20 protein-coding genes and 3 pseudogenes are annotated in these 18,676 nt (G+C 72.0%); 8 read left to right on the top strand and 15 right to left on the bottom strand.

The window, feature by feature from the left end; all coding sequences use genetic code 11:
* Positions 1–106 (bottom strand): annotated as a pseudogene (locus CCN39_RS51715) (transglycosylase family protein); the annotation flags it as partial.
* Between CCN39_RS51715 and CCN39_RS13620 the strand changes: the two are divergent.
* Positions 106–336 (top strand): annotated as a pseudogene (locus CCN39_RS13620) (peptidoglycan-binding domain-containing protein); the annotation flags it as partial. The pseudogenes CCN39_RS51715 and CCN39_RS13620 sit on opposite strands and share 1 nt — an antisense overlap.
* A 3-nt stretch (positions 337–339) precedes the next feature.
* On the opposite strand, the gene CCN39_RS13615 reads toward CCN39_RS13620, so the two are convergent.
* Positions 340–1,131 (bottom strand): glycerophosphodiester phosphodiesterase family protein, encoded by a 792-nt coding sequence (locus tag CCN39_RS13615; RefSeq protein ID WP_086841946.1) that lies wholly within the window; start codon positions 1,129–1,131, stop codon positions 340–342.
* A 66-nt stretch (positions 1,132–1,197) separates the two neighbouring features.
* Between CCN39_RS13615 and CCN39_RS13610 the strand changes: the two genes are divergently transcribed.
* Positions 1,198–1,578, top strand: a complete 381-nt coding sequence (locus CCN39_RS13610; protein ID WP_086841945.1) for a hypothetical protein — start codon at positions 1,198–1,200, stop codon at positions 1,576–1,578.
* An 11-nt stretch (positions 1,579–1,589) separates the two neighbouring features.
* Here the strand turns inward: CCN39_RS13610 and CCN39_RS13605 are convergent, their stop codons facing one another.
* The 6 genes from CCN39_RS13605 to CCN39_RS13580 all read right to left on the bottom strand — a co-directional run bounded on the left by CCN39_RS13605 (position 1,590) and on the right by CCN39_RS13580 (position 5,664).
* Positions 1,590–2,570 (bottom strand): tyrosine-type recombinase/integrase, encoded by a 981-nt coding sequence (locus CCN39_RS13605; protein WP_086841943.1) that lies wholly within the window; start codon positions 2,568–2,570, stop codon positions 1,590–1,592.
* Positions 2,571–3,128: 558 nt separating this feature from the next.
* A complete protein-coding gene (locus CCN39_RS13600) occupies positions 3,129–3,884 on the bottom strand; it encodes a class I SAM-dependent methyltransferase (RefSeq protein ID WP_086841941.1) in 756 nt (251 codons plus the stop codon).
* A gap of 11 nt (positions 3,885–3,895) precedes the next feature.
* Positions 3,896–4,336 (bottom strand): SRPBCC family protein, encoded by a 441-nt coding sequence (locus CCN39_RS13595; RefSeq protein ID WP_086841939.1) that lies wholly within the window; start codon positions 4,334–4,336, stop codon positions 3,896–3,898.
* A 2-nt stretch (positions 4,337–4,338) separates the two neighbouring features.
* Positions 4,339–4,674: an ArsR/SmtB family transcription factor gene (locus CCN39_RS13590; protein ID WP_086841936.1), complete on the bottom strand. Its 336-nt coding sequence runs from the start codon at positions 4,672–4,674 to the stop codon at positions 4,339–4,341.
* Positions 4,671–5,117 (bottom strand): SRPBCC domain-containing protein, encoded by a 447-nt coding sequence (locus CCN39_RS13585; protein WP_086841935.1) that lies wholly within the window; start codon positions 5,115–5,117, stop codon positions 4,671–4,673. The genes CCN39_RS13590 and CCN39_RS13585 overlap by 4 nt, the downstream gene beginning before the upstream one ends.
* Before the next feature lie 31 nt (positions 5,118–5,148).
* Positions 5,149–5,664 carry a GNAT family N-acetyltransferase gene (locus CCN39_RS13580; protein ID WP_086841952.1) on the bottom strand — a complete coding sequence of 172 codons (516 nt, stop codon included), beginning with the start codon at positions 5,662–5,664 and terminating at the stop codon, positions 5,149–5,151.
* A gap of 46 nt (positions 5,665–5,710) precedes the next feature.
* Here CCN39_RS13580 and CCN39_RS13575 point away from each other — a divergent pair, with 46 nt between their 5' ends.
* On the top strand, positions 5,711–6,274 hold the full coding sequence (locus CCN39_RS13575; RefSeq protein WP_086841933.1) for a helix-turn-helix domain-containing protein: 564 nt from the start codon (positions 5,711–5,713) through the stop codon (positions 6,272–6,274).
* On the opposite strand, the gene CCN39_RS13570 is transcribed toward CCN39_RS13575, so the two are convergent.
* Positions 6,275–6,883 (bottom strand): TetR/AcrR family transcriptional regulator, encoded by a 609-nt coding sequence (locus CCN39_RS13570; protein ID WP_086841931.1) that lies wholly within the window; start codon positions 6,881–6,883, stop codon positions 6,275–6,277. It abuts the gene before it with no gap.
* A 22-nt stretch (positions 6,884–6,905) separates the two neighbouring features.
* Between CCN39_RS13570 and CCN39_RS13565 the strand changes: the two genes are divergently transcribed.
* From CCN39_RS13565 to CCN39_RS13550, 4 genes and pseudogenes are all read left to right on the top strand, one after another.
* Positions 6,906–7,361: an SRPBCC family protein gene (locus CCN39_RS13565; protein ID WP_086841929.1), complete on the top strand. Its 456-nt coding sequence runs from the start codon at positions 6,906–6,908 to the stop codon at positions 7,359–7,361.
* Between the two features lie 33 nt (positions 7,362–7,394).
* Positions 7,395–8,000, top strand: coding sequence for a TetR/AcrR family transcriptional regulator (locus CCN39_RS13560; protein WP_086841927.1), 606 nt, complete (start codon positions 7,395–7,397; stop codon positions 7,998–8,000).
* Entirely contained in the window at positions 7,984–9,606 is a 1,623-nt protein-coding gene (locus tag CCN39_RS13555; protein WP_086841925.1) for an acyl-CoA dehydrogenase family protein, read from the top strand. The genes CCN39_RS13560 and CCN39_RS13555 overlap by 17 nt, the downstream gene beginning before the upstream one ends.
* A gap of 61 nt (positions 9,607–9,667) precedes the next feature.
* Positions 9,668–10,391 (top strand): annotated as a pseudogene (locus CCN39_RS13550) (helix-turn-helix domain-containing protein); the annotation flags it as partial.
* A gap of 75 nt (positions 10,392–10,466) precedes the next feature.
* Here the strand turns inward: CCN39_RS13550 and CCN39_RS13545 are convergent.
* Entirely contained in the window at positions 10,467–10,961 is a 495-nt protein-coding gene (locus tag CCN39_RS13545; RefSeq protein ID WP_086841923.1) for a pyridoxamine 5'-phosphate oxidase family protein, read from the bottom strand.
* A gap of 91 nt (positions 10,962–11,052) precedes the next feature.
* Positions 11,053–11,586 (bottom strand): TetR/AcrR family transcriptional regulator, encoded by a 534-nt coding sequence (locus CCN39_RS13540; RefSeq protein ID WP_086841920.1) that lies wholly within the window; start codon positions 11,584–11,586, stop codon positions 11,053–11,055.
* Between the two features lie 77 nt (positions 11,587–11,663).
* On the opposite strand from CCN39_RS13540, the gene CCN39_RS13535 reads away from it, so the two are divergent.
* Complete coding sequence (locus tag CCN39_RS13535) at positions 11,664–12,875, top strand: FAD-dependent monooxygenase (RefSeq protein ID WP_086841918.1); 1,212 nt, start codon at positions 11,664–11,666, stop codon at positions 12,873–12,875.
* A gap of 432 nt (positions 12,876–13,307) precedes the next feature.
* Here CCN39_RS13535 and CCN39_RS52580 read toward each other — a convergent pair whose 3' ends face one another.
* Genes CCN39_RS52580 through CCN39_RS13515 form a run of 4 tightly spaced genes read right to left on the bottom strand, consistent with a single transcriptional unit; the run spans position 13,308 to position 18,644 of the window.
* On the bottom strand, positions 13,308–14,396 hold the full coding sequence (locus tag CCN39_RS52580) for an SWIM zinc finger family protein (RefSeq protein WP_086841916.1): 1,089 nt from the start codon (positions 14,394–14,396) through the stop codon (positions 13,308–13,310).
* Entirely contained in the window at positions 14,393–16,894 is a 2,502-nt protein-coding gene (locus CCN39_RS13525) for an SCO1167/SCO6262 family helicase (protein WP_086841914.1), read from the bottom strand. The genes CCN39_RS52580 and CCN39_RS13525 overlap by 4 nt, the downstream gene beginning before the upstream one ends.
* Before the next feature lie 44 nt (positions 16,895–16,938).
* Positions 16,939–17,721, bottom strand: a complete 783-nt coding sequence (locus CCN39_RS13520; protein ID WP_086841913.1) for an ABC transporter permease — start codon at positions 17,719–17,721, stop codon at positions 16,939–16,941.
* Positions 17,718–18,644: an ATP-binding cassette domain-containing protein gene (locus CCN39_RS13515; protein WP_086841911.1), complete on the bottom strand. Its 927-nt coding sequence runs from the start codon at positions 18,642–18,644 to the stop codon at positions 17,718–17,720. Before CCN39_RS13515 ends, CCN39_RS13520 begins: the two co-directional genes overlap by 4 nt.
* Between the last annotated feature and the right edge of the window lie 32 nt (positions 18,645–18,676).

Below are 18,676 nucleotides of genomic sequence, written 5' to 3'. Positions count from 1 at the left end.
TGTCGAGGTAGCAGCCGGTGCCGGTGAAGCCGTAGCCGAAGGCATTCATGCGGAGCTGGAAGGTTTTGAGCGGGTCGGCGCAGTCGCCGTAGCTGTAGACGACGCCGGCCCGCCTGGCCCGGCGTCGTCTACAGCTACGGCGACTGCGCCGACCCGCTCAAAACCTTCCAGCTCCGCATGAATGCCTTCGGCTACGGCTTCACCGGCACCGGCTGCTACCTCGACAAGACCCGCACCGCCGTCCTCGACCTCCAGCGCGCCAACGGCATCAAGGACAGCGGCCTCCTCGGCCCCAAGACCTGGGAAGCCGCCTGGACCGGCAAACCACCCCGCTGAACCTCACGCCTCCTGCGACCGCCGCCACGCACCCCGCTCGATCAGCACCTCGCGCAGCAGATCCGGCCGGTCCGTCACGATCCCGTGCACCCCCAGGTCCAGCAGCATCCGCATCTCCGCCGGATCGTCGATCGTCCACGTGTGCACCTCGATGCCCGAGCGGCCGGCCATCGCCAGGAACGCCTTGTCCACCACCCGCAACGCCCCCTGCCGCACCGGCACCTGAGCCATCGCCCCCAGCACCAGCCGGCCGAGGGGGAGCAGCGGCAACCGGCCCCGCACCCACAACGCGAACGCCGACCGCGGCCCCATCGCCGTCACCAACCGCGGCCCCGCCAGCTTCCGCAACCGCACCAGCCGCGCGTCCGAAAACGCCGCCCCCGCCACCCGGTCGAACGCCCCCGTCCGCTCCAGCACCCGCACGAACGGCTCCACCGCCCGATCGGCCTTCACGTCCACGTTGAACCGCGCATCCGGCAGCTCCTCGAGCACGTCCTCCAGCCGCGACAGCGGCGCCTTCCCGCCGACCTTGACGTTCTTCAGCTGCTCCCACGTCTGCGCCGCGATCGGCCCGGAGCCATCGGTCGTCCGGTCCAGGTCCGGATCGTGGTGGACCACCACCACCCCGTCCGCCGTCGCGTGCACGTCCGTCTCGAGGTACCGGTACCCCTCCGCACACGCCCGCTTGAACGCCGGCAACGAGTTCTCCAGCCCCTCGAGGTCACCGAGGTGCCACCCCCGGTGCGCGAACGCACGGGGGACCGGATCAGCCAGGTACGGAAACGAAGCCTGCATCCCCCAAGTGTGCCCTTCCGCCATGACCCCGGCATGAGCAAACGGTGGCCAGCTAGGGTCTCCCGGGTGAGGGAAGCCGCCGAACTGACCCAGCCGACCACGATCGAGCTCGCCCCGGCCCGCCGAGGCGCCCCCAAGCACTGCGGCTGGTGCGGACGACGCCTCCCCGAAGGCGGCAACGTCGGCCGCCGCCGCCGCTACTGCGGCCAATCCTGCCGCCAGCGCGCCTACGAACGCCGCACCGCGCTCCAGCGCAGCGGCCTGCCCGAAGACGCCGTCGTGCTCTCCGACACCGAGATCGCGGCCCTCCAGGACCGCCTGTTCCAGCTCCGCTGCGCCGCCGAAGACATCGTCACCGCCGCCGACGACGGAGCCGACGCCCGCGAGCTACGCGGCCTCGCCCAGGAGATCGCCCGCGCCGCCAAGGACCTCGAACAACTCCGCTGAACCGCCGGGCCTCACCCCAACCCGTCCAAGGCCCGGTACGTCCGGTTGCTCGCCGCCGCCGCACGCTGCTCACGCCCCGTCGCCTCGATGTAGTTCTGGCTCGTCGCCAAGCTCGCGTGCCCCAGCAACGCCATGATCTCCGAGGCCGTCGCCCCGTCCTCCGCCAACCGCGTCGCGAACGTGTGCCGCAACGCGTGCAGATTCGCCCCCACCGGCACCCGGTCGTGCAACCCCGCACCCCGGTAACACGACTTCACCAGGTACTCCAGCGCACCCCGCCCGATCGGCTCACCCGCCCGATCCAGCAACAACGGCGAACCAGGGGAGAACCGCACGTTCGGGAACCGCACCCGGCACGACTCCCGGTACCGCTCGATCAACTCCGCTAGCACCGGCTGCACCGGGATCGACCGGTCCCGGCTGCCCTTCCCCCGCACGTGCAACCGCAGCTCACCGGCGCGCCCCACCAGCGACCGCGACGTCAGCGCCCGCATCTCCGCCGCCCGCAACCCCGCCACCAGCCCCAGCGCGATCACCAGCACGTCCCGCTCCGGCCACGGATCCCGCGCGCGCCGCGACCCCGCGGCCGCCGCCGACAGCAGCTGCTCCGGGGTTTCTTCGCCCCGCAACGGCTTCGGCGTCAACGCCGGCGTCCGCGGCCGCGCCACCGCACCCATCGGATTGCCCGCCAGCAGCCCGTCGGCCACGCAGAACGTGAGGAACTGGTTCCACGTCGACCACGCCCGCAGCACCGAGCTCTTCGCGTGCCCGTCCGCGAACGCGCCGAACGCCGACCGCAGCGCCGGGCCGGTGAGATCGGCGACCTCCAGGTCCTCGGCCGGGCGGCCGAGCTCCGAAACCAGGAGAGTGGTGATGCCGGCGAGATCCCGGCGGTAGGCGTCGGTGGTGTGCGGGGAGTCCTTGCGCGGACGGCGGGCGGCGAAGAAGGCTTGCTGGGCCTCGGAAACCTTCATGTGGATCTTGTACCGCACACCACCGACAGTTTCCGCGGGCGGTCCCGAACCCGCTGTTTCATGCATAATTGCCATTATGCATGAAACAGCGGTGTGACCCAGGAGCTTCCCCTTGGGGGACACGGAACTCTCCGGAGGCCGTCTCGAGCCCTCGAGGCGCCCTGCGCGCGCACGGCGGGGCATGCGCACACATGTTCGACACCGGCCGACAGGCGGCCTGCGGTCCGGCGACGGGAGCCCGGGGCCGATGGCTGATGGGTCGCCGACTGCGTTGTTGCACGACGAGTCGGCGGCCACCGAACCCCAGCCAATTTCGTCACCGTGACGTTTTGAGGTCGAGTGGCCGGACCTCGGACTGGCGCCCCTCAGGGGATGCTCTCGGGCCTCTCAGGGCTCAAATCGGTCGCGGCCCTTTGAGGAGGCGACCGAAACGCTGACAGGAGCCGTCCTGACGAAGCGAACGCTCCCGCAACCGGACAACGCCCGACCCTGGATCCGGCACCCCTCCCGGCCTTCCGTCCAGCGTGCCGCCAAGTGCCGATAATGTACATTATGTCAAGTAACGTTCGCCGGCAGCTACCCCTTGCTCGCGACCACCATGTAGTTCTCGGCCTCGAGGTCGAACGTGCTCACTTCCGTCCGGAGTCCAGCCCGGTGCAGTTCGCCTTCGAGTTCCTCGTACCGGTAGGGCCAGCAGGACAGCAGTTCCGAGCGAACGAGAACCGACCCGGTCGGATCGACCTGCGCGATCGCAATCTCGATGTGGTGCTCCTCCTCCCACTGCGGCGCGATCTCCCAGCGGTAGATCACGACGGCATCGCGACCGTTCCGGCGGACGAGCCGGTCACCGACGTCGAGCCGGGAACCCCTGGCCCTCACGAGTTCCCAGGTGCGGGAGGTGAGGACCAAGCGCCCGCCAGGGCGCAGAAGGCGGGCCATCGACTCCAGGGCAGCTCCCCTGCCTGCCGCGCCCGCGGCGTGGTGCAGCGAGTTGCCGACGCAGAACACCATGTCGAACGTGTCGTCCTCGAAATGGTCGGGCAGCTCTTCCCAGGTCGCACGCACGGCCTGGACGGATGCCCCGTACTCCTCGGCCAGCTCCGCGGTCCGGCGCACCATCGCTTCGCTGGCGTCCGTGGCGACCACGCGCATGCCGCGACCGGCGAGGCCGACCGCCAGCTGTCCGGTTCCGCACGAACAGTCGAGGACGTGAGCGTTCGGCGGCAGGAGACCGAGGACGTCGTCGAACGACGCGGCGAACTCGGCTGGAGTCGACTTCGCGTCTGAGATGAGCCATTCGTACACCTCGGCAAGCACGTCATAATCCGTCACACCGTGGGACGTTAGTGCCAGTCGCTGATCATCACGTCCCGCGGTGCCGGGGCTCCTTCCCCGGTTTCCACGAGCTGCTTGAGGCTCATCAGGTAGCTCGCCCACTTCGTGCTGCAGTGGTGCATGAACTCGCCCGCCTCGCGCCAGCCTTCGTGCTTGAACAGGACGATCGTGTAGTCGCCGCGCTGCTCGAGTTCCCAGCGGATCGTCGTGCCGATCCACTCCGGCGGCCCGTCGACGACTTCCCAGCGGACGAGCCGGCCCGGGTCGAGTTCGAGGACCTTCATGTCGAAGCCGCCCGGGATGAAGCGGAACGCGATGACGCCGCCGAGTTCGGTGTCCCCCACGGTTTTCTCGGTCCACCAGGCGGAGAGGCCGTCGAGCGTGGTGATCGCGTCGTAGACCTTGTCCGGCGTGGTGTTGTGGGTGCCGATGCGGTGCAGGATGTCCATTTCTACCGGTTCCTCTTCTCGATGGTTTCGGCGATGTGCTTGATGCGGCGGAGCCGGGCGTCCCAGGTGTTGCCGACGGTGGTGAGCTGGGCGACGGCGCGGGCGAGCTGTTCTTCGTCGACGCGGAACTGTTTTTCGCGGCCGGCGCTGTGGGCGTGGACGAGGCCGGCGCGGTCGAGGACGGCGAGGTGCTTGGCGACGGCCTGGCGGGTCACCGGGAGGTGTTCGCTGAGGCTGGTTGCGGTGCCGCTCCCCTGGTTGAGCAGCAGGTCGAGCATGCGGCGGCGGGTGGGGTCGCCGATGGCGGACCAGAGGTCGTCGTCCACGGTGGTGCTCACCGGGTGGCTCCGACTCGGGTGGCGTAGGCGGGCAGGCGGGACAGGAAGTGGTCCCAGCCGGTGACGTGGTCGGCGTGTTCGGCGGCGATCTTGGCTTCGTCCCAGCCGCGTTCGCGGAAGCCGGTTTCGGTCATCCGGAGGCGGGTGCCGGTGCCGTCGGGTTCGAGTTCGAAGACGACGAGGAACGAGTTGCCGGGTGCGGCGGTCTCCCCTTCGGCGTGGGTCCAGCGGAAGGAGAAGTGTTTCGGGGGGATGGCGTCGACGACGGTGAACCGGACCCAGGATCCGCCGAAGCCGATGCGGCCTTCTCCCCCGGGTTCGACGGGGTAGTCGGCTTCGTCGGGCCACCATTCGCGGAGGTGCCGGGGGCTGCTGACGACGTCGAAGACGACTTCGGGGTGGGCGTCGATGTGGATTTCCCGTTCGATGCTGCCGTGTTCCATGTGAGCTCCTCGTGCAACGTTTGGTTGCTTGTCACGTTAGCTCGCCGGGTGCGGATGTGCAACCTTCAGTTGCGCGAAGGTCCTTCTGGACCCAGGCGACGTCGCGCCAGGCCCCGTGCTTCCAGCCGACCCGGCGGTAGACGCCGGCGGGTTCGAAGCCGAGCGCGCGGTGGAGTCCGGCGCTGGCGTCGTTCGGCAGGGTCATCCCGGCGAAGGCGCGGCAGAACCCGCGTGCGCTCAGCCGCTCGAAGAGGGCTTCGTACAGTGCGCGGCCGGCGCCGGTGCGGCGGCGGCCTTGTTCGAGGTAGATGCTCGTTTCGCAGGACCAGCGGTAGGCGGCGCGTTCGGCGAAGCGGGTGGCGTAGGCGTACCCGGCGATCCGGCCGTGGTCTTCGAGGACGAACCAGGCGTGGGCGCTGTCGATGCGGCGGGCCATTTCGGCCGCGTCGGGCGGGTCGGTTTCGAAGGAGACGGCGGTGTCGGTGACGTAGGGCGCGTAGAGGGTGGCGCAGGCGGCGGCGTCCTGGGCGGTGGCGTCTCGGATCATCATGGCTCATATGGTAGCCACAGTGACTCGTATAGTATCCAGAGTTATGACCGATCCCCTGACTGATCGCTTGGCCGCCACGGTGCACGCCGCCCGGACGTCCCAAGGTCTCTCGGCCGCGGCGCTCGCCGACCGGTCGGGGGTCTCGCGGGCGATGATCGGCAAGATCGAGCGGGGTGACGTGCAGCCGACGGCGGCGTTGCTGGCGAAGCTGTCGGCGGCGCTGGGCCTGACGTTGTCGGAGCTGATCGCGCGGGCTGAGGGCGACGAGCGCCGTCTGGCGCGGGCGGCGGAGCAGCCGGTGTGGGTGGATCCGGACTCCGGGTACCGCAGGCGGTCGGTCTCCCCCGCGGCCGGGCGGCCGCTGGAGCTGGTGGAGGTGGAGCTGCCGCCGGGGGTGGAGGTGCCGTTGACGGCGGGGACGTATGCGTTCCTGCACCAGCAGATCTGGGTGCTGGCGGGGCATCTGCGGTTCCACGAGGGCGGGCAGGTGCACGAGCTGGACGCCGGCGACTGCCTGCAGCTGGGGCCGGCGGCGGACTGCGTGTTCGCGAACCCGGGTTCGGTGCCGTGCCGGTACCTGGTGGCGCTGGTGAAGCGGGGTGCGTGATCAGGTGAGCCGCAGGGCGGCGATCGAGGAGTCGAGCCAGGCGGCGAGGAAGCGGTCCGGTTCGAGGTCGCCGGGGGTGTGTCCGATGAGGACGTCGAGGATCGGGTAGTAGGTCAGCGACGCGACGAGCACGGCGGCGGTGGCTTCGGGGTCGCTCACGTCGGCTCTCCCCTGGTCCCGCAGGCTGGTGATCCACTCGGTGCCGCGGCGGTAGACGGTCGCGACCACGTGCCGCCACATCTGCTCGAACAGCTCGGGGAAGCCGCTGAATTCGCGGATCATCAGGCGGATGAGGTCGCGGTCGGCGGCCATGAACGCCCAGACGACGTCGGCGAGGACGCGCAGGGCTTCGCGGGGGTCGTCGGGCAGCCGCGCGTCGGCGGTTTCGGCGGTGCGGCCGGTCAGGCGCGCCAGGTTGTCGTGCACGGCGGCTTCGAGGAGGGCGGCTTTGGACGGGAAGTGCTTGTAGAGGGCGCCGCTGCCGGGGTTGAGGCCGCAGGCGGTCTGGATGTCGGCGACGGAGGTCGTGTCGTAGCCGCGGGTGGCGAAGAGGTGGACGGCTTCGTCGAGGATGCGGCGGCGGGTGACGCCGGGGGTTGTCCGAGCCATAGTGAGAAACTACTCTCTTTCTATGGTCGAGGTCATCGTGGAAGAGACCGTGTCGTGCACGCCGGAGGCGTTCCTGGCGTTGGTGATGGACCCGCGCCGCTACGCGGAGGTCGACCGCAAGCTGGGCCGGATCGACTGGGTCCGCACCGACGGCGACGTCACCGAGTTCCGGTTCCGCTCGGCGCTGCCTGGGCTGGGGCCGGGTCCGAAGGTCGTGTCCCGGATGACGCTGACGCCGGGCCGGCGGGTCGACGTCCGGCTGCCCGACCGGCCGGAGAACCGTCTTGCGCGCCGGATGTCGACGTTCGAGGCGCACTTCGAATGCGTGCCGGTGGACGGCGGGATCCGGGTGCGGCGGCGGATCGCGTTCGGGTTCCCCGCTCCCCTGCGCTGGTTGGCCGAGCCGCTCCTGCGGCGGCGGCTGCGGGCCGACGTCGAGGCCGAAGTGCGTGGCGCGAAGCGGCTGCTGGAACGTTGACTGAAGCAATGAATCAGTGCTTCACTTCTTGACGTGCCCTACCGCCGTACCCCGAAGGTGCAGGAACGCCTCGACGCCCAGCGCGAGGCGATCATCGCCGCGGCGATGCGGCAGCTGGCCGAACACGGCTACGGCGGCTGTTCCGTGGCCGCGGTGGCCGAGCGGGCGGGGGTCGCCGTCGGCAGTGTCTACCGGCACTTCCCCACCAAGGCCGACCTGGTCGTGCACGTCTTCCGGCAGGTCGTGACGCGGGAGGTCGAGGCGGTCCGGGCAGCGTCGGCGGAGGCGGGCGAACCGGCCGAGCGGGTCCTGGCAGCGGTCGACACCTTCGCCCAGCGCGCCCTCAAGGCACCGAAGCAGGCGTATGCCCTGCTCGCCGAGCCGGTCGACGCGCTCATCGACGCCGAGCGGCTGGAGTTCCGGCTGGCCTACACCGAGGTCATCGCCGAGCACGTCGCCGCCGGCGTCCGGGACGGCGTGCTGCCGCCGCAGGACGGCCGGCTCACCGCCGCCGCGCTGGTCGGCGCCGCCGCCGAAGTCCTGATCGGGCCGTTGACCAGCGGGAACGCCGGTGACGTCGCCGAGCTTCGCACATTCATCCTTCGCGCTCTAGGAGGCTCCGATGCCCGCCACGCATGAGGTCACCAACCAGGTTCCGCCGCTGGCGGGGCACGACGTCGCCGACGACCCGGCGCTGCTGGCCGGGCTCGAGCGGGCCGGTGCGAGCTGGGCGTCCGGCGAGCTGCACGAGCTGGGCCGGCTGGCCGGGACCGAGCAGGCCCAGGAGTGGGGCCGGCTGGTCAACGAGAACGAGCCGGTGCTGCGCACCCACGACCGGTACGGCCACCGGATCGACGAGGTCGAGTTCCACCCGTACTGGCACGAGCTGATGAAGGTCGCGACGGCGCACGGCCTGCACGGCACGCCGTGGCAGGACCCCCGCAAGGGCGCGCACGCGGCGCGGGCGGCGAAGTTCTACGTCTGGGGTCAGGTCGAGGCCGGGCACAGCTGCCCGATTTCGATGACCTACGCGGCGATCCCGGCGTTGCGCGCGACCCCGGAGCTGGCGGCGCGGTACGAGCCGCTGCTGGCGGCGACCGAGTACGACTTCGGGCTGCGGGAACCGACGTCCAAGCGCGGGCTGCTGGCGGGGATGTCGATGACCGAGAAGCAGGGCGGCTCGGACGTCCGGGCGAACACGACGACCGCGACGCCGTCCGCTGACGGCAGCTACACCCTGGTCGGGCACAAGTGGTTCACCTCGGCGCCGATGTGCGACATGTTCCTGACGCTGGCGCAGGCGCCGGGCGGGCTGTCGTGCTTCCTGCTCCCCCGCGTCCTGCCGGACGGCTCGCGCAACCCGATCCGGTTGCAGCGGCTGAAGGACAAGCTGGGCAACCGGTCGAACGCGTCGTCGGAGATCGAGTACGACCACGCGGTCGGCTGGCTGGTCGGTGCCGAGGGTCGCGGGGTCCGCACGATCATCGAAATGGTGAACAACACCCGGCTGGACTGCACGCTCGGCAGCGCGTCCGGGATGCGGCTGGGGGCGGTCCGCGCGGTGCACCACGCGACGCACCGGTACGCGTTCGGCAAGGCGCTGGTGGACCAGCCGCTGATGGCGAACGTCCTGGCCGACCTCGTGCTCGAGTCCGAGGCGGCGACGACGGTGGCGATGCGGCTGGCCGCGGCCGGCGACCGGCGCGACGACCCGCAGGAGCAGGCGTTCCGCCGGCTGGGGCTCGCGGTGTCGAAGTACTGGGTGTGCAAGCGGGCGCCGATGCACGCGGCCGAGGCCCTGGAGTGCTTCGGCGGCAACGGCTACGTCGAGGAGTCGGGGATGCCGCGGCTCTACCGGGAGGCGCCGCTGTCGTCGATCTGGGAGGGCTCGGGCAACGTCGCCGCGCTGGACGCGTTGCGCGCGATGGGCAAGCAGCCGGAGTCGGTGGCGGCGTTCTTCGCCGAGGTGGAGCAGGCCGCCGGCGGCGACACGCGGCTGGACGACGCGGTGGACCGGGTCCGCAAGGAGCTGACCGACCTCGAGGGGATCGAGTACCGGGCGCGGCGGCTGGTCGAGGCGATGGCACTGGTGCTGCAGGGCTCGCTGCTGGTCCGCCACGGCCACCCGGCGGTCGCGGACGCGTTCTGCGCGTCCCGGTTCGGCGGCGACTGGGGCATCGCGTTCGGCACGCTCCCGGCCGGCGTCGACACGGGAGCGATCATCGAGCGCGCCGCGGTTCGCTAGCTGTGATGTCCAGGGACGTTGTCCCGAGCTGAGGTGACAGGTGAAGGCCTCCGGTTGTGAAGTGGAGCTGTCTAGGAACCGCTTCACCCGCCTGCGGCTGGCCCGGCTGATCGTCGAGGGCCGGACCCCGACTGCAGCAGCGAAGATGTTTATGGTCGCCACCAAACCGCCCGCAAATGGGCCGACCGCTACCGCAGCGAAGGCCAGGCCGGGATGACTGACCGCAGCAGCCGCCCACACCACAGTCCGACCCGCACCCCCGAGCACCTGGTCCGGGTGATCGTGCGGCTGCGGTGGCGGCACCGGCTCGGGCCGGTCCAGATCGCCGGCCGGCTCGGCCTCCCGCCCTCGACCGTGCACGCGGTGCTGACCCGCTGCCGGATCAACCGCCTCTCCCACATCGACCGGGTCACCGGCGAACCCCTGCGCCGCTACGAACACGACCACCCCGGCTCGCTGATCCACGTCGATGTCACCAAGTTCGGCGACATCCCCGACCGCGGCGGCTGGCGCTACGCCGGCAAACAGCAAGGCGGCAAAACAGATCAGTGACCTCGCGGCGCACCGGCACCTGGAGCACCGACCGGCACGCCCGCACCGGCACCGCCTTCGTGCACACCGTGCTCGACGACCACACCCGCCTCGCCTACGCCGAAATCCACCCCGACGAAACCGCCGCCACCGCCACCGCAGTCCTGCGGCGAGCAGTGGACTGGTTCGCCGCCCGCGGCGTCAGCGTCGATTGCATGCTGTCGGACAATGGGTTCGCTTACCGGTCCCACGCTTGATGACCGACCCCACAGCTCAACCGGCGGCAAGCCGCCGGTCACCCGGCTGACCAACCTCCCCGGACATCACCGCTAGCCCACCCGCTCGGCCCGCTGCCGGACCAGTTCCTCGACGGCGCTGGGCAGGGTGGTCTCGAAGTCGATCAGCTTGGCCCACGTCGGGGTGATGACGATCCGGACCATGCCGTCGTAGAGGGAGCGCACTTCGCGTTCCCATTCGATGCGCTGCTCGGGGGTCATCTCGTAGCTGCCGTTCATCTGCAGGTACTCCTCCGGGATGCCGTCGACGATGTCCAGTTCGGCGCGGCCGCGGAGGAGGAGGATCTTGGGCGGGTGCACCTCGGTGTCGATGGTGAGGGCGACCGCGGGGTTGGCGCGCAGGGACGGCAGCTTCGGGGCGTTCTTCGTCGTGCACAGGACGATCTGCGTGCCGTTCCAGGTGAAGGCGATGGGAATCGCGCGCGGGGTGCCGTCCTTGGCGACGTAGGCCAGGCGGGTCAGGTCGCGGGCCAGCAGTTCGCGGCTGAGCGGGCGGTCGAGCACCTCGGCGATCTCGTTCGGCAGCATGGGTCGTCTCCTTCTCCGGAACCGGAAGTGGTCTTGCTGTCCCGGGGACGGAGCCGGCGGTGCGTTCTCGACACGGGCCGCCGGAGGAGTTTCAGCGGCCGAGGGCGTCGAGGGCCCCGGCGACCGCCGCGGCCCTGAGTTCCTCGACCGGGGCGTCGGGGAACTGCATGCAGACGTCCTGCAGCCCGCCCAGGGCGAGGACCGCGCGGGCGGACTGGTCGAGCGTCGGCTCGGGGCCGCAGATCAGCTCGGTGAGCCGCCTGCGCCAGCCCAGTACCCGGTCGATGAGCCCGAGGTCGGCCAGCGTCGGCATTTCGGCCAGCAGCATGATCACCGGCGCGCGATGGCGGTGGTTGAAGTCGAAGAAGCCCTCGATCAGCTCCCGCACCGGTGTGTCGCCGCGGGCTTCCTGGGTGCGGAGGAACTCCTCGCCGTCGTCGAGCAGCGGCTGGATGATGCTGCGGACCAGGTCTTCCCGTGAGGGGAAGTGGTAGTAGAGCGCGGGCTTGGTGATGCCGAGCCGGTCGGCGATGTCCTGGAGGCTGGTGCGCTGCACCCCCTGCTTGCTGAACAGGTCGCGGGCGACGTCGAGGATGCGCTGTTTGGTGTCGGAGGGTTTCGGCACGGCCCCAGCATAACTGACTTAACGATAGGTAAGGATCCGTGGTACAACTTACCTACCGTTAAGTCAGGGAGGTACTCATGCGGATTCTCGTCTCCGGCGCCAGCATCGCGGGTCCGGTGCTGGCGTACTGGCTCACCCGCCACGGCTTCGACGTCACCGTCGTCGAGCGCGCTCCGGCGCTGCGCAAGACCGGCGGGCACGCCGTCGACCTGTTCCGGCCGGCCATGGACATCACCGAACGGATGGGCGTGCTCCCGCGTGTCGAAGCCGTCGCCACCGGCACGACGCGGCTGACCCTGCACCGGGAAGGCGCCCGGCGGCCCACCCGGGTGAACCTGGCGAAGGTCTTCCAAGCCACCTCGGACCGGCACGTCGAGGTCATGCGCGACGACCTCAGCGAGATCTACTACGACGCCGGCCGCGACGACGTCGAGTACCTGTTCGACGACTCCGTCACCGCCATCTCCCCCGACGGCGAGGTCACCTTCGAGCGTGCCGCGCCGCGCCGGTTCGACGTCGTCGTCGGCGCCGACGGGCTGCATTCGAACGTGCGGCGCCTGGTGTTCGGCGAGGAGGCGGGGCTGACGAAGTTCATCGGCGCGTACCTGGCCGTGCTGTCCCTGCCGGACACGCTCGGCCTCGACGGCGAGACCGTCATGCACCTCGGGACGGGCCGCACCACGGGGATCTACAGCGCCCGGCACCTGGACGAGGCCCGCGCGGTGTTCCTGTTCCGCCGCGACGAGCAGCTCGTCTACCACCACCGGGACGTCCCGCGGCAGAAGCAGCTGCTCCGGGCAGCTTTTGCCGGGATGCATCCCCAGGTCGACGGCTGGCTGGCCGAGCTGGACGGCCCCGGCCCGTTCTACTTCGACTCCATCAGCCAGCTCCAGCTCGACACCTGGTCGCGGGGGCGCGTCACCCTTGTCGGCGACGCGGGCTACTGCCCCGGGCCGGCGGTCGGGGGCAGCACGAGCCTCGCGGTGCTCGGCGCGTACGTCCTGGCCGGCGAGCTGGCCGCGGCGCGCGGCGACCACGAACGCGCCTTCGCCGCCTACGAACGGGAAATGGGCGAGCTGGTGCGGCAGAGCCGGGCCTTCGCGATCGGTGCCTCGCGGAGGCTGATCCCGGCCTCCCGTGCCGGGGTGTGGGCGCTGGCCCGCGGCGGGCAGCTGGTCTCGGCGCTGCCGGCCGGGCTGACGCGGGCGATCGCGAAGCTCAACACCGGCGGCGTGCGCATGCACGACTCGATGCGGGTCAAGGACTACGCGGTGAAGGCGACGGCCTGACGCCGGAGGGAACCCCGTGGTGGCAGCCCCCTCCGGCCTCGACAGCGGGGTTCTTCCGAACACTGTCGTTCGTGCGAACGCAGTCGGACACCGGTGGAAACCGGGCGGGCGCGCGGGAGGAACCCGCGCGCCCGCACCCCCAGTGGCCCGGCGGAACCCGCCGTCAGGGGACAGGAGACAACGAGTACCGCGCTGGATACCGGGAAAGTTGGCGGATTTCCGCCCGGCAGCCTCGCGCATCGGTCCCCGACGCGGAGGCGGAACCGTCGGGCGGCCCGGGGTACCGGACATCCGGCGGATTCCCGCGCGGAAGCCGGCCGGATCGCGCCTGAGGGCGGCTCGCCGGGGGCGCATGTCCGGGCCGTGGGCCCTCGCACCGCGCCGCTCCGGGCCGTGGGATCTCGCACCGCGCCGCCGCGAGACCGGCGGAACTCACCCCACCAGCAACCCCGGATCGCTCTCCGGCACTCCCGCGGGCCACCACTGCTCCCCCTCGAGCCGGTACGGGTGCCAGCGGCCCCGGCGATCCAGCCGCAACTGCACCTCGCCCACCGTGCACCGGTTCCGCTCGAACACCGGCTCGCCCTCCGCCTCCGCCAGCGCCGCCCGCGCGGCCGCCACCACCGCCTTCGGCGGGGTCCACGCCGCTTCCAGCACCTCCAGCCCGTCCTGACCGCCGAACCGCCACGCCGCCACCGCGCGCGCGAACCCCGCGCCCGCACCCAGCCGGGCCTGCGCCGCCGGAAACTCCGCCGCCAAGCGGACCGCGTCCTGCCGCCGGCCCGGCCACGGCCGCCCGGCCAGCAACGCCTGCGCCCGGCCGGCTCCGTTCGCCGCCAGCAGCGCGAACGTCTCGGCCGGCACCCCCGGCGCCGCCGGGATCGACGGGGCTCCCGACGGCCGGAACCCGGCCAGGTCGGGCAGCTCGCCCGGCACCCGGTCCGCCGCCGGTTCCGCCGCGGCCACCGGCACCGTGCGGCTCTCCAGCTCGAACCGGATCTCCCGCTCCCCCTTGCCGCGCATCAGCAACAGCAGGAACGGGTCCGCGTCGAGCAGCCACGACGCCTGGAACGACAACGCCGCCGCGTGCCGGCACGGCAGCTCCCAGCCCGGGCAGTCGCACTCCGGGTCGAGGTCGCCGATCCCCGGCAGGAGGTCGGCCCCCGCCGCCTCGACCAGGTCGGGCGGCAGGTCGCGGTCCAGCAGGGCCGCCAGGTGCCCCGCCCGGGAAGCCACCCGGTCGAGGAACCGCGTCCAGTCCGCCTCCGGCAGTTGCGCCAGCCGCAGCTGCGTGCGGTACGGGCCGCCGTCGGCGTCGTCGACCGTCGCCGCGATGCGGCCCGGGCTGACCGTGATCGGGCCGACCAGGCCCGCCGCCGCGTACTTGCGGCCCTTCTTCAGCTGGCGCAGGTCCAGCGCGGTGTCCTCCATCGCGCGCACCCACGCCCGGCCCCACCACGAACGCGCCAGGTGGCCGCCCGCACCGAAGGCGGGGAAGCCGCGTACCCGGTCGTCGCTCATCCACGGCTCCTCAGTTCGACGAGCTCCGCCAGCTCGGTGTCCGACAGTTCGGTCAACGCGGCCTCGCCGCCGGCCAGCACCGCCTCGGCCAGTGCCCGCTTCTCCCGCAGCATCGCCGCGATCCGGTCCTCGACCGTGCCCTCGGCGACCAGCCGGTGCACCTGGACCGGCCGGGTCTGCCCGATCCGGTACGCCCGGTCGGTCGCCTGGTCCTCCACCGCCGGGTTCCACCAGCGGTCGAAGTGCACGACGTGGTCGGCACGCGTCAGGTTCAGCCCCGTCCCGGCCGCCTTCAGCGACAGCAGGAACACCGGCACCTCCCCGTTCTGGAACCGCGCCACCAGTTCTTCGCGCCGGGGCACCGGCGTCCCGCCGTGCAGCAGCTGCGTCGCGATCCCGCGCCCGGCCAGGTGCTTCTCCAGCAGCCGCGCCATGGCGACGTACTGGGTGAACACCAGCACCGCGCCGCCGGTGGCGAGGATCGTGTCCAGCAGCTCGTCGAGCAGCTCCACCTTGCCCGACCGGCCACCGGGCTCCTTCAGGTACTGCGCGGGGTGGTTGCAGATCTGCTTGAGCGCGGTCAGCAGCTTCACGATCCGGCCGCGCCGCGCCATCCCGTCGCTCGCGGCGATGTCGGCCATCATCTCCCGCACGACCGCCTCGTACAGCGCCACCTGCTCCGCGCTGAGCGCCACCGGCCGGTCGGTCTCGGTCTTCGCCGGCAGCTCGGGCGCGATCCCCGGATCGGACTTGCGGCGCCGCAGCAGGAACGGCCGCAGCAACCGCGACAGCCGCTCCGCCGCGGCCGGGTCGCCCGCCTCGATCGGCCTGCCCCAGCGGGTCCGGAACTCGCTCAGCGAGCCCAGCAGCCCGGGGGCCGTCCAGTCGAGGATCGCCCACAGCTCCGAGAGCGTGTTCTCCACCGGCGTCCCGGTCAGCGCCACCCGCGCCGCCGCGGGCACCAGCCGCAGCGCCTTCGCCGTGCCCGAGCGGTGGTTCTTGACGTGCTGGGCCTCGTCGGCGACCAGCAGTCCCCACCGCACCGAGGCCAGCGGCGCGGGATCGGTGCGCAGCGTGCCGTAGGTGGTCAGGACGAACCCGTCGAGGTCTTCGAGTGAACGGGCGCTGCCGTGGAAGCGCCGCACCGGCACACCGGGGGCGAACCGGCGGATCTCGCGTTCCCAGTTGCCCAGCAGCGACGCCGGGCACACCACCAGGGTCGCGCCCGCGGCCCGGTGCAGGTGCAGCGCGATCAGCGTGACCGTCTTGCCCAGCCCCATGTCGTCGGCGAGGCACCCGCCCAGGCCGAGCCCGGTGACGGTGGCCAGCCACTGCAGTCCGCGCAGCTGGTAGTCCCGCAGCGTCGCGGCCAGCCCGGACGGCGCGGCCTGGGGTTCCGGCGGCTCCGACAGCCGTTCCCGCAACCGCGCCAGCCAGCCGCCGGTGACGACCTCGATCACCTCGCCGTCGACCTCGGTCGTCCCCGACAGCACCGCACCCAGCGCGTCGACCGGCGTCAGCGGCTTGAGCGCCCGTTCCCGCGCCTTCGCCGCCAGCGCCGGGTCGACCAGCACCCACCGGTCGCGCAACCGCACCACCGGACGGCGGGCTTCGGCGAGGGCGTCCAGTTCCGCCTCGGTCAGCACCTCACCGCCCAGGGCGAGCTGCCAGTCGAACGCCAGGGCGCGCCCGCCGCCGAAGAACGACGGCAGGTCGCCGGGGTCGTCGCCGGCGCGGACCACGGCCCGCACGGTCAGCGAGCCCGCCAGCTCGGCCGGCCAGTGCACGTCGATCCCGGCCGCCGCCAGCCGCGGGCCCGCGGCCGCGACCAGCTCGGTGACGTCGTCCTGGGCCAGCTCCAGTTCGGCCGGCACCGCCGAGGTCAGCAGCGGGCTCAAGGCCGGCCACACCTGCGCCGCGCGGCGCAGCGCGAGCAGGACGTCGATGCGGGCCCGCGGCCCGAACCGCCCGGTCTCCCACAGCTGCGCCGCGTCGGCGACCTGCCCGGGGTCGGCCAGGCTGTGCACCTGGACCACGGCCTGGAGGCGGCCGCTGTCGAAGCCGTCCGGTGCCTCCACCCGCAGCGACACCCGGATTCCCGAGTCCAGGCCGGCGGCCAGCTCGTCCGCCCAGTCGCGCAGGGAATCCGCGCGCTGCGGCGCGACGGCGGCGAACAACCGCGTCCCGGCCGCCTTGGCCGCGGCGGGCGTGCGGGGTAGCGTGTCGGCGACCGCGTCGAGGAAGGCCCGCAGCAGCGGCCCCGGCGCGCGCTCGTCCGGCGGCATCGCGGCCGCGAGGTCCCGCAGCCACGCCGCTTCCGCCGGTTCCAGCGGGCCGACGCGCCAGGCGTCGTGCCCGCCCTCGGTGACGCCCGGCAGCAGCCGTCCCGCCGCGACCAGCCGCAACGCCGCCTGCGCCGCCGTCGCCCAGAAGGCATCGGCACCGGCCAGCAGTTCCGGCAGACCGTCCGCAACGGACAGTGCACGGCCGTCGACCACCAGGCGGCCCGCCCGCGGTGGTTCGCCCGGTTCGAAGTGGACGTTCAGTTCCCCAGCCTCCCGTACCGGCGCACCGTCAACGGCACGAACACCGCCAGCAGCACCAGCGGCCACACCACGGCCATCAGCACCGCGTGCGAACTCACCCAGGACGTGCCCGCCGCGCCCGGGTTGCCGAACAGCAGCCGCGCCGCGGTCACCGTGGAGGACAACGGGTTCCACTCGGCCACGGTTCCCAGCCAGGCCGGCATCGTCGAGGTCGCCACGAACGCGCCGGAGAGGAACCCGAACGGGAACTCGAGGGTCTGCGCCAGCGACACCATCGACGGATCCGACGTCAGCAGGCCCAGGTAGATCCCGGCCCACACCAGCGCCGTGCGCAGCAGGAGCAGCAGGCCGAGCGCCGCGAGGGTCTCACCCAGGCTGCCGTGCGGGCGCCAGCCGACGGCGAACCCGCAGCCGACCAGCACAGCCAGCGCGAGCACGGCGTTCACCAGATCCGCCGCCACGCGCCCGGTGAACACCGCCGACGGCGCCATCGGCAGCGACCGGAACCGGTCGGTGACGCCCTTGCCGGTGTCGTCCAGCACCGCGATCATCGTCCCCGAGAGCCCGAAGGCCATGGTCATCGCGAACATCCCCGGCATCAGGAACTCCTGGTAGGAGCCCCCGCCGGGCACGCTCATCCCGCCGCCGAGCAGGTAGGCGAAGATCAGCACCATCAGGATCGGGAACGCCACCACCCCGGCCAGGCGGGCCGGGCGCCGGGCCAGCTGGGCGAGGTAGCGCTGGGCCAGCGTCCAGCCGTCTTCGATCGCCCACCTCATCGCGCCACCCCCGTCAGCTCCAGGAAAACTTCGTCCAGCGTCGGCTGCCGCAGCGCCACGTCGACGAACGACAGCTCGGTCGCCGCCAGCTCACGCACGACGTCGGTCAGCATCGACGGCTCGGCCGGCGCGCTCACCCGCAGTTCCTCGGTGACCGGCTCGGCGCCGGTGACCCGGGCCAGCAGCCCGGCCGCGGCGCCGAGGGCGGCGGGATCGGTGAGCACCAGCTCGATCCGGGTCGCCCCGAGCGAGCCCTTCAGCTCCGCCGGGGTGCCTTCGGCGATCACCCGGCCGTGCTCGACGAGGGAAATCCGGTCGGCCAGCTGGTCGGCCTCCTCCAGGTACTGCGTCGTGAGCAGCACCGTGGTCCCGTCCGCCACCAGCGACCGCACCGCCCGCCAGACCTCGGCGCGGCTGCGCGGGTCCAGCCCGGTCGTCGGTTCGTCGAGGAACAGCACCCGCGGGGCCGCCAGCAGCGACGCGGCCAGGTCCAGGCGCCGCCGCATTCCGCCGGAGTAGGCCGACACCGGCTTGGAACCGGTGTCCGCGAGGCCGAACCGGCCGAGGAGGTCGTCGGCGCGGCGGGCGGCCTCGCGCCGGCCCAGGTGGTGCAGCCGGCCGAACAGGATCAGGTTCTGCCGTCCGGAGAGGATTTCGTCGACGGCGGCCTGCTGCCCGACCAGCCCGATGGCCGAGCGCACCTTCGCCGGTTCGGTGGCGACGTCGAACCCGGCCACCCGGGCGACACCGCCGTCGTGGCGCAGCAGTGTCGAGAGCACGCGGACCGCGGTCGTCTTGCCCGCGCCGTTGGGTCCCAGCAGGCCGCACAGGGTGCCGGCCGGAACGGAGAGATCGAACCCCTCGAGGGCGTACGCGTCGCCGTAGCGCTTGCGAAGTCCCTCGGCGTGGATCTGCGGAGTCATCCTGCCCCTTTAACTCTGTACAGTGTACGAAG

This window comes from Amycolatopsis kentuckyensis (assembly GCF_002155975.1).
Classification (GTDB): domain Bacteria; phylum Actinomycetota; class Actinomycetes; order Mycobacteriales; family Pseudonocardiaceae; genus Amycolatopsis; species Amycolatopsis kentuckyensis.
The sequence above is the reverse complement of the archived record's forward strand: the minus strand, read 5'-3'. Positions and strand labels throughout refer to the sequence as shown.

Bases quoted from the DNA above. Each gene is read 5' to 3' on its own strand.
- CCN39_RS13555 (WP_086841925.1), top strand. From the start codon at position 7,984: ATGCCCGCCACGCATGAGGTCACCAACCAGGTTCCGCCGCTGGCGGGG.
- CCN39_RS13545 (WP_086841923.1), bottom strand. From the start codon at position 10,961: ATGCTGCCGAACGAGATCGCCGAGGTGCTCGACCGCCCGCTCAGCCGC.
- CCN39_RS13595 (WP_086841939.1), bottom strand. From the start codon at position 4,336: ATGGACATCCTGCACCGCATCGGCACCCACAACACCACGCCGGACAAG.
- CCN39_RS13570 (WP_086841931.1), bottom strand. From the start codon at position 6,883: ATGGCTCGGACAACCCCCGGCGTCACCCGCCGCCGCATCCTCGACGAA.
- CCN39_RS13575 (WP_086841933.1), top strand. From the start codon at position 5,711: ATGACCGATCCCCTGACTGATCGCTTGGCCGCCACGGTGCACGCCGCC.
- CCN39_RS52580 (WP_086841916.1), bottom strand. From the start codon at position 14,396: ATGAGCGACGACCGGGTACGCGGCTTCCCCGCCTTCGGTGCGGGCGGC.
- CCN39_RS13565 (WP_086841929.1), top strand. From the start codon at position 6,906: ATGGTCGAGGTCATCGTGGAAGAGACCGTGTCGTGCACGCCGGAGGCG.
- CCN39_RS13585 (WP_086841935.1), bottom strand. From the start codon at position 5,117: ATGGAACACGGCAGCATCGAACGGGAAATCCACATCGACGCCCACCCC.
- CCN39_RS13535 (WP_086841918.1), top strand. From the start codon at position 11,664: ATGCGGATTCTCGTCTCCGGCGCCAGCATCGCGGGTCCGGTGCTGGCG.
- CCN39_RS13520 (WP_086841913.1), bottom strand. From the start codon at position 17,721: ATGAGGTGGGCGATCGAAGACGGCTGGACGCTGGCCCAGCGCTACCTC.
- CCN39_RS13615 (WP_086841946.1), bottom strand. From the start codon at position 1,131: ATGCAGGCTTCGTTTCCGTACCTGGCTGATCCGGTCCCCCGTGCGTTC.
- CCN39_RS13515 (WP_086841911.1), bottom strand. From the start codon at position 18,644: ATGACTCCGCAGATCCACGCCGAGGGACTTCGCAAGCGCTACGGCGAC.
- CCN39_RS13580 (WP_086841952.1), bottom strand. From the start codon at position 5,664: ATGATCCGAGACGCCACCGCCCAGGACGCCGCCGCCTGCGCCACCCTC.